The 13159-nt window shown below is 57.3% G+C and carries 10 protein-coding genes; 8 read left to right on the top strand and 2 right to left on the bottom strand.

The window, feature by feature from the left end:
- Positions 1-12: 12 nt before the first annotated feature.
- The 7 genes from ACZ1GS_RS08430 (at position 13) to ACZ1GS_RS08400 (ending at position 6638) form a co-directional block, all read left to right on the top strand.
- The gene (locus ACZ1GS_RS08430) at positions 13-1182 is read left to right on the top strand and encodes a D-alanyl-D-alanine carboxypeptidase family protein (protein WP_472698011.1); all 1170 of its coding nucleotides are present in this window, start codon (positions 13-15) and stop codon (positions 1180-1182) included.
- An 8-nt stretch (positions 1183-1190) separates the two neighbouring features.
- Positions 1191-1751 carry a dTMP kinase gene (tmk, locus tag ACZ1GS_RS08425; protein WP_472698010.1) on the top strand — a complete coding sequence of 187 codons (561 nt, stop codon included), beginning with the start codon at positions 1191-1193 and terminating at the stop codon, positions 1749-1751.
- Between the two features lie 71 nt (positions 1752-1822).
- Positions 1823-2851, top strand: a complete 1029-nt coding sequence (locus ACZ1GS_RS08420) for a DNA polymerase III subunit delta' (RefSeq protein WP_472698009.1) — start codon at positions 1823-1825, stop codon at positions 2849-2851.
- A gap of 48 nt (positions 2852-2899) precedes the next feature.
- Positions 2900-4474 carry a methionine--tRNA ligase gene (gene metG / locus ACZ1GS_RS08415; protein ID WP_472698008.1) on the top strand — a complete coding sequence of 525 codons (1575 nt, stop codon included), beginning with the start codon at positions 2900-2902 and terminating at the stop codon, positions 4472-4474.
- Between the two features lie 3 nt (positions 4475-4477).
- Entirely contained in the window at positions 4478-5254 is a 777-nt protein-coding gene (locus ACZ1GS_RS08410; protein ID WP_472698007.1) for a TatD family hydrolase, read from the top strand.
- Positions 5251-6015 (top strand): MBL fold metallo-hydrolase, encoded by a 765-nt coding sequence (locus ACZ1GS_RS08405; RefSeq protein ID WP_472698006.1) that lies wholly within the window; start codon positions 5251-5253, stop codon positions 6013-6015. The genes ACZ1GS_RS08410 and ACZ1GS_RS08405 overlap by 4 nt, the downstream gene beginning before the upstream one ends.
- 2 nt (positions 6016-6017) lie before the next feature.
- Positions 6018-6638 carry a retropepsin-like aspartic protease family protein gene (locus tag ACZ1GS_RS08400; protein ID WP_472698005.1) on the top strand — a complete coding sequence of 207 codons (621 nt, stop codon included), beginning with the start codon at positions 6018-6020 and terminating at the stop codon, positions 6636-6638.
- 85 nt (positions 6639-6723) lie between these two features.
- Here ACZ1GS_RS08400 and ACZ1GS_RS08395 read toward each other — a convergent pair whose 3' ends face one another.
- Both ACZ1GS_RS08395 and ACZ1GS_RS08390 read right to left on the bottom strand, forming a co-directional pair.
- Entirely contained in the window at positions 6724-10104 is a 3381-nt protein-coding gene (locus ACZ1GS_RS08395) for an enoyl-CoA hydratase-related protein (protein WP_472698101.1), read from the bottom strand.
- Positions 10053-12248 (bottom strand): AMP-binding protein, encoded by a 2196-nt coding sequence (locus ACZ1GS_RS08390; protein ID WP_472698004.1) that lies wholly within the window; start codon positions 12246-12248, stop codon positions 10053-10055. Before ACZ1GS_RS08390 ends, ACZ1GS_RS08395 begins: the two co-directional genes overlap by 52 nt.
- 164 nt (positions 12249-12412) lie before the next feature.
- Here ACZ1GS_RS08390 and mazG point away from each other — a divergent pair, with 164 nt between their 5' ends.
- Positions 12413-13156, top strand: coding sequence for a nucleoside triphosphate pyrophosphohydrolase (gene mazG / locus ACZ1GS_RS08385; protein ID WP_472698003.1), 744 nt, complete (start codon positions 12413-12415; stop codon positions 13154-13156).
- The last annotated feature ends 3 nt before the right edge of the window (positions 13157-13159 follow it).

Raw genomic sequence — 13159 nt, 5'->3', positions numbered from 1 at the left:
ATTGGGACTTTCATGCACAAACTCTTGCAGGCCTCGCTGCCTTTCCTGACTCTTTCGGTTTTACCGTTCGCCGCTGCCTCTGCCGTCTCTTATGAAACCGAAGCCCCGATTGCCTATATGACCGATCTGTCCTCGGGTGCCGTGCTGTTCGAGAAAAATGCCGATCGTCAAATCCCGCCCGCATCCATGGCGAAAATGATGACCGTCTATGTGGCGTTTGACCAGATCAGCAAGGGCAAGGCCAAATTGACCGACAAGGTTGATATCCAGCGGGCCACCTGGGAAAAATGGAAGGGGCAGGGCTCGACCATGTTCCTCATGCATGATGACAAGCCGACGATGAAAGACCTGTTGCACGGCGTCATCACGCTGTCGGGCAATGATGCCAGCGTGGTGCTCGCTGAAGCCATTGCCGGCACCGAAGATAATTTCGCCGAGCTGATGACCAAAACCGCCAAGCGTATCGGGATGAAGAATAGCCGGTTTGGCAACAGCACCGGCTGGCCGGACGAAGGAAAAACACTGGTTACGGCTCGCGATCTTGGTATCTTGGGTGCGCGACTGTCGGATGATTTTCCTAAACTTTACAAAGACTTTTTCGGGCTAACGGAGTTTAGTTGGGGGAAAACTAACAGCGGTGAACCGATTACCCAGCCCAACCGCAACCCGCTGCTCGGCAAAGTGCAGGGCGCTGATGGTCTGAAAACCGGGCATACCGAAGAAGCCGGCTTTGGTTTTACCGGGTCGGCGGAACAAAAGGGCAGGCGGATCGTCTCCGTTCTCGCCGGCTTGACCAGCTATGGTGACCGGATCGATGAATCGGTGCGCTTCATGAATTGGGGTTTCAAGGCCTGGGAACCGAAAGCCCTGTTCAAAAAGGGCGCCAAGGTCCAGACCGCAGAAGTCCAGCTTGGCAACGCCTCATCGGTTTCTCTGGTTGCCCCCAAAGACCTGTTTGCCACACTGCCCAAGGGATCTGATGCCGATTTATCCATGACCGTGCGCTATAACGGGCCGATCAAAGCCCCGATTGCTGCCGGTCAGCCGATTGCGACCTTGGTGGTCGATACCGGTGCAAACGGCGCGCAGTCCATGCCGCTTGTGGCTGGAGAGGCGGTCGACGAAGCTGGCTTTTTCGACCGCGTCTGGGCGGGATTGAAATCCTTGTTTGGTCTGGGTTGATCGATAGGATGGCGGGGCGGTTTATCACTCTTGAAGGTGGCGAAGGGACGGGAAAGTCGACTCAGGCAAAAGCGGTTGCGCAAGCGCTGGAGTCGCAGGGATTGACCGTCCACCTGACGCGCGAGCCTGGCGGTACACCTGGCGCAGAGACGATCCGGGATCTGCTTCTTCGCGGGCAGGATGGAAAATGGACGATGCGGACCGAAGCGCTGCTTTTCGCCGCGGCACGTGCGGAACATGGCGCAAGATTGATCCGACCCGCACTGGACCGCGGCGAATGGATTATCAGCGATCGCTATCTTGACAGCAGCCGGGCCTATCAGACCGTCGACGGGACCTTGTCCGATCAGGAAATCCTGGCGTTACACGCGATAGGCAGCAACGGATTAATGCCCGACCGCACCTTTGTTCTGGATCTTCCCGAAGACGTCGCAACCCGGCGCGCTGTCGCGCGGGATCGCGGGGATAGCGATCGGATTGGTGGCAGAGATTCTGACCTATCACCAGGCTGTCATGGCGAATTTCCGCAGCTATGCGACACAGGAGCCGGATCGCGTCAAACTTATTGATGCAAGTCAGTCGGTCGAGGCGATCACCGAAAATTTGCTGCACAATCTCGCTGATTTGATAGGCTGACGCCATGACGTCATTTCTCGGTCAGGACAAACCCAGGCAGATATTCTGTCAGAGCTTTGCCAAAGGCAGCCTGCACCATGCGTGGATATTGGCCGGTCCCCGCGGCTTGGGGAAAGCCGGCTTCGCGCTCGAGGCCGCCCAGTTTCTGCTCGATGCGCCGCCGGGGTCCACCGAAACGGGCCAGGGCTTCAACCTCGCTCCGCACAGTCCCAATGCCAAATTGCTGGCCGCGGGTTCCCATCCCGACTTTCGTCTCGTTCAACGCGGTGGAAAAACCGACAAGGAAGAGCGCAAGGCGCGCGACGAAGGCTTGGCATCACTGGAAGAGCATGAGCTGAAGCGCAATATCAGCATCGCCCAGATCCGCGCGCTGCAATCGCTTTTTGCCACCCAGGCATCGATATCCTCGCGGCGGATCGTGGTCATAGACTCGGTCGATGATCTGGAACGCGGCGGCGCCAATGCGTTGCTGAAAAACCTCGAGGAACCGCCTGCAAACACGTATTTTTTGCTGGTCAGTCACGCGTCCGAACGGCTTTTGCCAACCATCCGGTCGCGCTGCCAGATATTGCGTTTTGATCCGCTGTCGGATGCGGAAATGGAGCAAATCCTTCGCAATCTGGCGCCCCAGCTGGTGGGCGAGGAATTGCACGCCGTCATCGCTGCGGGAGAAGGATCGCCCGGACGCGCATTGCAATATAGCAATGCAGGTCTGGCGGAACTGGAGACAATGGCCCGAGAAATCATGCACAGAGGCGACCGCAGCAATGCGGTCAAAAGCGAACTGGCCCGCAAATTATCCCTGAAGGCAGCAACCGCGCGCTATCAGGCGTTTCTGAGCCGGGCGCCGGGACTGATTGCGCAGCATATCAAATCACCCGGATCCCCGGTCAATCCCGCTGCCATTGCAATATGGCGGGAAGCCACGGATCTCTCGGCCATGGCCGGGCCCAAGGCGCTGGACAGCCAGGCCGTCATATTCCGCCTCGGCAGCCTGATGGGATCGCTTGCCGATCACCGTGAGCAAGCATAAAGAGAAGCGAAACGCCTCCAACCGAGCGAGGATTCGAGAAAGCAGATCATGTCCAAACCCTTTTATATCACAACGGCCATCAGTTACCCCAATGGCCCGCCGCATATTGGCCATGCCTATGAAGCGATTGCGACCGACGCGATTGCCCGATTCCGGCGCTTGCAGGGGCGGGACGTCCGGTTCCAGACCGGAACCGATGAACATGGCTTGAAAATGGCACAAGCGGCCGAGGCAAAGGGCATCGCTCCGCAAGCACTCGCCGATGAAATGACCAGCCAATTCATGGAGATGTGCAAGATATTGAACATTTCCCATGATCGCTTCATCCGCACCACGGAAGCCGACCATCACAAGGCGAGCGCCGCAATCTGGGAAGCCATGGCGGCAAAGGGCGATCTGTATCTCGATACTTATGAAGGCTGGTACTCGGTTCGCGATGAAGCCTATTATGACGAAAGCGAACTGATCGAAGCCGAAGGGGAAGGGGACAATAAGGAAAGATTGTCGCCCCAGGGCACACCGGTTGAGTGGACGGTCGAGGAAAGCTGGTTTTTCCGCTTGTCCAAATATGCCGAACCGCTGTTGAAACTATTTGCCGACCATCCCGCGTTTCTGAAGCCTGACAGCCGCCGGAACGAAATGATCAAATTTATCGAAGGTGGCCTCAATGACCTGTCCATGTCGCGGACGAGCTTTGACTGGGGCGTAAAAGTACCCGGCAGCGAGAACCATGTCATGTATGTCTGGGTCGATGCATTGACCAACTATCTGACCGGTCTCGGCTATCCGGAACAGACCGAATTTTACCCGAAATACTGGGATGTTGGCGGCGATATTGCCCATATTATCGGCAAGGATATTGTCCGCTTTCACAGCATCTATTGGCCGGCTTTCCTGATGAGTGCGGACTTGCCGCTGCCCAAGCAGATTTTCGGGCACGGCTTTTTGCTCAACCGTGGTCAGAAAATGTCGAAATCGGTTGGCAATGTTGTCGACCCCATGGCGCTGGCCACGGCCTTTGGGGTTGACCAATTGCGCTATTTTCTGTTGTCCGAAGTCAATTTTGGCAAGGACGGGAGCTATTCCGCCGAGATGATCGTCACCAAAACCAACGCAGATCTTGCCAATAATTTCGGAAACCTTGCCCAGCGCAGCTTGTCGATGATCGCCAAGAATTGCGGTGGAAAAATTCCTGTCCCCGGTGAAAAAACAGAGTCTGAAGAACAGCTTATCAGCGATCTTGAATCAAGTTTCTCAACCATGGTGACGACGATGGACAGCGGTGAATATCCGATTCACCTGGCGATTGACACCATACGCGAGCGGTTGAGCGCTACCAATCAGTATTTTGCCGATCAGGCACCATGGGCGCTCCGCAAAACCGATCCCGCGCGGGCCGATACGGTGCTCTATTACACCGCCGAAGCGATCCGGCGGCTCGCGATCATGTTGCAATGGGTTATTCCCGACAGCTGCCACCAAATGCTCGATCTGCTGGCCCAGCCCGCTGATCAGCGGAGCTTTGATGCGATCGATCAGATGATTGCGCCCGCACGCGCCATTCCGGCGCCTTCCGCGATTTTCCCACGTCTGGATATGCCGGTTGCCGAAGGGGAGGGCTAGACCATGCTCGTCGACAGCCATTGCCATCTCAATTACAAGGGTCTGATCGAAGAGCAGGCGGCCGTACTCGACCGCGCCCGGAGCAGCGGGGTGACAGCGATGCTGAACATATCGACCCGGGAAAGCGAGTGGCGGGATATCGTCGCCACCGCAGAACGCGAAGCGGATGTCTGGTCGAGTATCGGTATTCATCCGCATGAAGCCGATGCGCATCCCGATGTTGATCTCGAAAAACTGGTCACCGAAGCACAGCATGAGCGGGTCGTGGCCATTGGCGAGACCGGGCTGGATTATTATTATGATCATAGCGATCGCGAGCGACAACGGACCAGTTTCCGAACCCATATTCACGCCGCACGGGAAACCGGTTTGCCGATCATTGTGCACACCAGGGACGCCGAATCCGATACCGCGGCTATTTTGGCCGAAGAAATGGAGCAGGGCGCCTTCACAGGTGTGATCCACTGTTTTACCGCCAGCGAAGAATTTGCTCACAAGGCGCTTGATCTCGGGCTGTATATTTCCATTTCCGGGATCGTAACGTTCAAGAATGCCAAGGACTTGCAGGCCACAGCGGCCAAATTGCCGCAGGACCGGCTGCTGGTCGAAACAGATGCGCCGTTTCTCGCCCCGGTCCCGCATCGCGGCAAGACCGGTGAACCAGCCTTTGTCGCCGATACCGCGCACTTTCTGGCGACGCTGAGAGGCGAGGATTACTCTGAACTCTGCCAGACTACGGCAGAGAATTTCTATCGCTTGTTCGACAAAGCGCGTCCATGAAGCTCACGGTCTTGGGCTGTGGCACGTCATCTGGCGTACCGCGGATCGGCAATGATTGGGGCGACTGCGATCCCGACGAGCCGAAAAACCGGCGCAGCCGGGTGTCGATCATCGTCGCGAGCCCCACAACCAGTATATTGGTGGATACCTCACCCGATTTGCGAAGCCAGTTTTTGCACTGCGGTATAGGCCAGGTCGACAATGTGATCTGGACTCACGACCATGCCGATCATTGCCACGGCATTGATGATCTGCGACAGGTTTTTCATCGCACCCGCGAACCGATTCCGAGCTATGCGCGCCAGTTCACACTAGACAGCCTGAAACAGCGTTTTTCCTATGCCTTCGCCGGCCATGCCTATTACCCCTCCATTTGTGCGGGGCACGAACTGGACGACGTGATGCAAATTGGCGATATCACGGTGCGCGTGGTGGATCAGCCGCATGGCGGCATAACATCTGCCGGCCTGCGCTTTGAGCATGATGGCAAAGCAATTTGTTACGCGACCGATTTTGGCGAAGTCACCGACGCCATGCGGACAATCTACGCGGATAGTGACCTGTTCGTGGTCGATGCGCTCCGCGCCAAGCCGCATCCGACCCATTCCCATCTCGATATGACCTTGGAATTGATCCGCGCTGTAAAGCCCGCGTTCAGCCTGTTGACCCATATGGATAAATCCATGGATTATGCTCAACTCTGTAAACAATTACCGGAAGATATTCGTCCCGCTTATGATGGATATGTGATAGAGATTTAGACGTGACGGAAGATCAAAATATTAACCTGCTCTTTGCGATCGGCGCCCTGGTTCTGGTCGGCAGCGCCTTGTTCTCCAGACGCATCGGGTTCGGAGAAATTGTGCGGACCGCGCTCAGCTGGGTGGCCATATTTGCCATATTCATCGTCGCTTTTTCCTATCAGAATGAAATTATGGGCGTTTGGCAGCGGGTTACCGGCGAATTGACCGGTGAAGGAAAACAACAAATTGTCGGCAGCACCTTGCGCATTCGCCAATCAGCGGACGGCCATTATTGGGCCAATGCTCAGGTCAATGGAACGGCCGTGCGGTTTCTGATCGACAGCGGCGCAACGACAACCGCGATGACGCTGAATGTTGCGCGTGCCGCAGAAATCGAAATTGATGACAGTGGCTTTCCAGTTTACCTGAATACCGCAAATGGCACGGTTGAAGCGCAGCGCGGACGCATCCAGACGCTGGAAGTCGGCCCCATGGTCGCGCTCGATCTGCCCGTGGTTGTCGCCGAAGAATTTGGCGATGCCAATGTGTTGGGGATGAATTTTCTGTCCAATATGAAAAGCTGGCGCGTCGAAGGGCAGGAAATGATATTGGAGCCGCCATCATCGGGGCCGGGTAATTAATTTAACATAATATATATTATCAATCTTATTGAACTGCACATAGACGGATCTGCGCCAACCCCCTTCATTGTGAACCGCTCTACTCTTAGTCCGACGACACCCCCACCATTTGGGCAGCCCAATATTCTAACAATTCATCCCGGCTTCTCAGGCCATTGGCGGGCAAAGCATGGTTCGCGACATAAGTGGAGCCGCGATGCTGGTTGTCCCACATCGCCTGATGCGCTTGCGGCAAATCATCCCACGGCACCATGGTCGGATCCGTGACATCCAGCAACCCGGCGGCAACCATGCTGTTCATCATCGTGACTTCATGCGCGTTGCACAAATGGGTTCCCAAAATAGTCGCGGTCGGCATAATAATCTGACGCTGTCTCGTCCAGACTTGCGGCGCGTAGAAGGTAAAGCGTTGTCCGGCCATGTCTTCGGCATAGACCACCCGCCCGGTAAAGGGTTTGACCAGCGATGTGGAGACTCCGAGGCTGTCTTGCCCGGCCCGTTCGATAACCAGATCGGGAACACCGCGCGGATTGTCAGATGACCGCAAAATCTGGCCGATTGCGTTGCCGAACGGTTTCAGTGTCCGGGTCTGGTAATCACGAACGCCCGCCTTAAAACCCTCAATGTCGGTTCTGGCATCCGGCAGACTGGGCAATGTCGCCGGCCAGTGAAAATTATCACCATAACGCCGCGCGAGTGTTTCCAGGCTGATCATGCCTTCTACCGCATCTTCCAGTCCCAGGGATTGCAGAAATTCCCTCTGGCTGTCGGTGGTGCACATGATCACCGTTCGCGCCTTGAACCGGCGTGCGGCCTCGATCATCTCGAGGCCGGTCTCATCAAGCAGCTCCTGTGACCCGGGACCATAAGAGAGCAGAACCGATTCACCGCCCCGCAAGGCCGCACGCCGGAGCATCTCTTCCGGACGAGCCGACCCGGATTTGCCCATGAAACCAAAATGATATCCCGAAGACGCGCCATAAAATGCCAGCTTTCCGTTCTCGGCGAGAAGCTGGAAACTGCGGGGGAAGGAACGCTCTCCGGCGTGGCTCACGACATAGTCGGCAAGCCGGCCATGATTGAGGCGCTTATATTCTTCAACCATCCCCTGCCCGTCGGCTTCCCACTGACGAGCCGCTTCCGGATCATCCGGAATTTGCGTATAATGCGCGGCAAAGCGCGGATCTTTGCGATTCAGCGCGCCCACAGCACCCTGCGCCCGAACATAGGCCGCACGCTCTTCGCTGGACACCAGACCGGTCACCTGGAGGCCGGTGCGGATGCTGCTTTTAAGGCCATCCAGACCGGTGCCGGTGGCCGCCCCCTCGACAAACAGGGTCTTTCCCGGTTCAATCGCCAGCGTGGTGAACAGACAGCGCACGACCGTACCCAGATTTAGAATATAGCTTCCAGCCTGGTCCAGCGTCAGATCACCGGGAACTGTGTGCAATTGCGGGCCTTGCACGGTCAGAAATTGCGCGTGGCTGCCGGTTTTGGTCTCATAACCCTGAATCGCAAATCCGGCATACATGGGATCATTGCCCGCCGCCGGCGACAGCAGATCGCTGGTGCCGGAATAGACGGCGACCATATCACCAATTCTCAAACGGCCTTCTGCACGCAGCGCGCTGCCAAGCGATGCCACCAGCGCCAATCCGCCGGAACCGGTAATCTGGACATCTTCCTCATGCCCCTCAAACGGTGAAACAGGAATACCCGTCAACGCCCAGATATCGTTAAAATTCACTTCGGAAGACAGCATGTAAACCAGCGCTTCATTCGGTTCCGGCGCAGAGACCGGAACGATCAATTCACGCTCCTGCTCCACCGGTTCGCCAAACCGGGGCGCGCCGGTATCCGGGTCGCGCACGATGCCAAAGGCCAGCTGCAGATTGGGTATGGGCGTCACTCCCGGGTAAAAGGGCGCTCCGACCGCAAGCAAGTCGCCACTCTCGATCAATTTCTGTTTGCGCGGTTCGTGATCGGCATCAATCCAGACGCCATCCCGGCGCACCGGCAGTGGCGGGCTTTGTTTGTCGACAAATTGCTGGATACCGGTTTTTCCGCCTTCCGGATCAATAATTGCCGCGCTGAACGCGTCCGCTTCTGCGGCATAGCCGGCATCGGTTCCGGCGGTCCATCCGGTCCGAATGGCGTCGAGGGCCCGTTGCCCCGCCTTGTCGCGCCCTGCCCACGCCAGCTGTTTAAAGATACGCTGCAAAAAGGGATCCTCGAGCACGGCCTCCAGATCGATATCCGACGGCTTTTTCCAGGCGAGTACGCTGTCCTGCCGAGCTTTCAGCGCCTGACTCAGCACGTCTCCATCTGTGCCCGCGGCATAAGCGCGAACCAGACTATGCGCCGCCGACAGCACATCTTCCGATCCCGCGGTCACCGCGTCAACCACACCCATCGCCAAGGCTTGCTGCGCATCGACAGAGCGCCCGCCGAGAATGAGGTCGAGCGCATCGCGCAATCCGGTGACCCCGGTCTTGCTGGCCAACAGCCGCGGCAGACGCTGGGTACCGCCATAGCCGGGCAACAGGCGCAGATTAATCTCCGGTTGGCCGAACCGGGCGGTCGGTTCGGCAATGCGATAGTGGCAGGCCAAGGCGAACTCCATCCCGCCACCGAGCGCCACGCCCTGAATGGCAGCGATACAGGGCTTTTTCATCTGTTCGATCTTGTAAAAGGCCAGTTGCGCATTATTTGGCAGAATGCGGGCCTGTTCGATGGTTTGCACCTCTTCGAGCATCTGGCGGATATCGGCGCCCGCCACAAAGGCACTGTTGCCGGATCCGATGAAAATAACCGCAATCACGTCATCCTTGCGCTCGAGATGATCGACCACCATCACCAGTTCATCAATAGCCCGCTCGTTCAAGGCGTTGACCGGCGGGTTGGACACGGTGACCGTGGCGACCCGTTTTTGGGGTTCGACATGATTATACTGGATATTGAAATAGCGGTAGCGGTCGAACAGCCGCTGATCCTCGGAAAGTTGGGTTTTTCTCCGCCACCGGTCAACCACATCGCGCAGCTCGTCCAGACTGTCCGGATTGCGCAATGTTGTCACGTCGCCCACCGTCGCATCTTCGACCAGCGCCCGCACCATCCGGCGCATATATTTGCCGCTGCGGGTTTCGGGAAACTGGCTCACTTCAAGAAAGTCGGATGGCACCGCCAGAGCGCCTTTCTCGGTGCGGACGAGATCGGACAGGCGGCGGCGATCATCCTGGGTCAACTGGCGCCCGGCGGACGGCGTCACAAAAGCGACCGGGGTCAGCCCCTTTTCGCGATGCGGCGCCCCGACCACCAGCACATTGCCCACCGGAGAATTGGGATCCAGCGCTTTGTCGCGCAATATCGCGCCTTCAATCTCTTCGGTTCCGATGCGATGACCGGATACGTTGATCACATCATCGGAACGGCCGTGCAGTGAAAAGGAGCCGTCGCGATGCCGCATGGCAAAATCGCCCTGTGTATAGGCCCAGGCGCCGTTCCAGCGTTGCCAGTAGGTCGAAGACCAACGCACGCTGTCCCCTTGCCATTCGGGGTTGATCCCGCCCTCGCCTGCGGCAAATTCTGCGCCTTCCCCCAGATCGTCCGGGCCAGATACGGATAAGGCAAGGTGATCACGACCTCTCCCTTTTCCCCTTCTTCCGCCCGTCGCCAGTGCACACCGTCGGTTTCATTGCCGGCAAGACGGACCGGTGGCGTTGGATCTGCGTCGAGGTCTTCGCACCACACCTCGCCAAAAATCCAGGGCAAGGGATAGGTATGCGCATCGGGTTTCAGCGGAAAATCGCCATTGCCGTAGAAATGGGTCCAGGCAATGCCGCCATGCTCGGTGGCCCAATAGCTGTTGATATACCACGGCGTAATCCGCTCCATGGCAAAGTCCTGCACGGATGGAGAGGTTGGCTCTGCACAAAATGTCGCAACTCTGAGCGTAGAAAGGTCATATTTTGCAATATCAGCACTATTTTCACTATCCTGCATCACGGATTTCAGAAAGGTGACCCCGGCCTTGAATATCTGGACATTGTGGCGTTCGATAATCGATGCAAATCGGCCAGCATGGGGAAAAATCGGGGATCCTTCAGTAATCACCGTAGTCACACGCGTAGTCAGCGAAGCCGATATCAGATAGCTTTGCCCGGTAATCCAACCCGGGTCCGCCACGACGAAAATCGTGTCGCCAGGCGCCGCGTCAAAAGCGACCGGCATCGTGGCGGCAATGCCGGTGACATAGCCGCCATGCACATGCACCACACCCTTTGGTTTACCGGTGGAACCCGACGTATAGATGATAAATAACGGATATTCCGCGTCGACCGGCAATGGCGGGCAGCTGGCCCAGATCGCCCGCACAAAATCCGTGTCCGGTAGAGCCAGAAGATCGTCCAGACCGTTCACTTCAAATCCCGCAGAACGGGCGGCGTCAAGCAACGTGGTCTCTGCGGCGGTGGTCAGGTCCTCGCTCCACTGGTCGCGGCTGTGCCAGATCAGATCCGGCTGATTGGTGTGGCGCACCACGACAACCGCCTCCACCCTCGCCGGGGCGTCAACCAGACGGGTAGCAATGGCGATCCGGACCTGGGACGCCTGCTGGACGGTCAATGCCCCGGTCTCGCCCAGCGCGGACAAGGCCTGCCCGACGCCGCGCATGATGTCGGAGCGCTCCACCGACACTTCTCCCGACAGTAAGGTCGCAACCGTTTCGAGAATCATGGCCTTGTGCGCGGCCTCTAGACCGAGACCAGCATCCGCCACTACCGCCTCAATCAACCCCAAGGCGACCCCGACAGCGATAAAATTGTCCAGCGCCGGATCGGTATAGGCGGTTTTGAACGGAACCATCTGCGCGTTGCGGTAACAGCCATCGGCGGTGATCACGACCTTTGCCCCGGCATCGGCAATACGGTCGGACAGGGTTTTGTCGCTGAACCCGCCAAAAACCGGCGTATAGACGATCCCTAGACGCTTCGCGGCTTCGGTCCAGTAAATCTGTTCGACAATGCTTGGCATGTTGAGCGCGATGCGGTCTCCTGCCTGCAAGCCGAGCGCCTTTAGCGCCAGGGCGCATTTCGCGCTTTCCAGCAGCAGTTCCCGTCGTGAAACCGGATAGCAATCAACCGGCCCGCCGCGCCCGTCATTGCGGGACATATCCCAACGGTCCCCTTCGAAAATCAACGCGGCTTCATCGCCATGGCCAGCCAGAACATGCCGATCCACTTCGTTAAATGCGGCGTTGGTCAATCCGCCCTCGAACCACCGCCAATGCGGCGGCTGGTCGTCATTAAAGGCGCGGTCCCATGGCGCGAAGCTTTCCGGTTGATCGCCCTGAACGGCTTCGCCGGTTTCCTGATCCCAACCGGTCCAAGTTCCGGTTGCGTCATCCCAGCACATCCAGGCTGCCGATGCGGTTGTGTTGCTGACAAGCCAATGGATGGTGCGCTTGGCAATGCCGCCATGAAACGCGCCCGGATCGGCCTCACAGGCAGCGCGCATCGTGTCCCAGTCCGCTTTTGTGCGGATCGGATTATGGTAGGCGGCGGGTGTTCTCTGGCTTTTGGGCGCGGGATCGCTGAGCGAAATGTCTGGCATTCAAGTCTCTCCTACGGTGTCAGACAGAATTAGCGCTCGCAATTTCGGGTCAGTGATGACCTGAGAACTGGTTTTTTCGAACCCTTGTTCGCGATTATCATTCCATTTCTGGCGAAAATAGTCTCTCTTTTCATGCGACCTAACACTGACCTTCTGGAGTTACCATGATTGATCCCCTTCTTGAAGTCATGCAGCGGCTTCGCGATCCGGAAACGGGCTGCGAGTGGGACAAGGTCCAAACGTTTGAAACCATTGCGCCCTATACGATTGAAGAGGCTTATGAAGTGGCCGATGCGATTGACCGGCAGGATTACCCGGCACTGAAGGATGAATTGGGCGATCTGCTGCTGCAAGTGGTGTTCCATAGCCAGATTGCGGCGGACAATGATCAGTTTGCCTTTGCCGATGTTGTCGATGCCATTTGCACCAAGATGATAAGGCGTCATCCGCATATTTTCGGCGATGCCGATGACACGCCAGGCTGGGAAGAAATCAAGGCCGCAGAGCGCGTTGACGAAGGCCAGACCAGTACGCTGGACGGGGTTGCCCTCGCCCTGCCCGCGCTGCTGCGGGCGCAAAAAATTCAGAAGCGCGCTGCACGGGTTGGTTTCGATTGGCCGGATATTGCCCCTGTGAAGGCCAAATTACAGGAAGAACTGGCCGAATTGGAGCAGGCGACAACCGCCGAGGAAGTTCACGACGAAGTCGGTGATGTCTTGTTTTCTGCGGTCAATCTCGCTCGCCATCATGGCGTCGATGCGGAGCAGGCGCTTGCCGATGCGACCAAAAAATTCTCGAAACGGTTCAATCAGTTGGAATCACAAGCTTCCCGCAAGCTGCAAGATATGACGATCGATGAACTGGAAGCGGAATGGCAGCGAGCCAAACAGGCGTTAAGCGACAGCTAAACG

This window comes from Parasphingorhabdus sp. W113, assembly GCF_055693205.1.
This window is presented reverse-complemented; position numbering and strand designations above follow the sequence as displayed.

Coding starts and splice junctions, on each gene's coding strand:
- ACZ1GS_RS08430 (WP_472698011.1), top strand. CDS start 13: ATGCACAAACTCTTGCAGGCCTCGCTGCCTTTCCTGACTCTTTCGGTT.
- tmk (WP_472698010.1), top strand. CDS start 1,191: ATGGCGGGGCGGTTTATCACTCTTGAAGGTGGCGAAGGGACGGGAAAG.
- ACZ1GS_RS08420 (WP_472698009.1), top strand. CDS start 1,823: ATGACGTCATTTCTCGGTCAGGACAAACCCAGGCAGATATTCTGTCAG.
- metG (WP_472698008.1), top strand. CDS start 2,900: ATGTCCAAACCCTTTTATATCACAACGGCCATCAGTTACCCCAATGGC.
- ACZ1GS_RS08410 (WP_472698007.1), top strand. CDS start 4,478: ATGCTCGTCGACAGCCATTGCCATCTCAATTACAAGGGTCTGATCGAA.
- ACZ1GS_RS08405 (WP_472698006.1), top strand. CDS start 5,251: ATGAAGCTCACGGTCTTGGGCTGTGGCACGTCATCTGGCGTACCGCGG.
- ACZ1GS_RS08395 (WP_472698101.1), bottom strand. CDS start 10,104: ATGCGGCATCGCGACGGCTCCTTTTCACTGCACGGCCGTTCCGATGAT.
- ACZ1GS_RS08390 (WP_472698004.1), bottom strand. CDS start 12,248: ATGCCAGACATTTCGCTCAGCGATCCCGCGCCCAAAAGCCAGAGAACA.
- mazG (WP_472698003.1), top strand. CDS start 12,413: ATGATTGATCCCCTTCTTGAAGTCATGCAGCGGCTTCGCGATCCGGAA.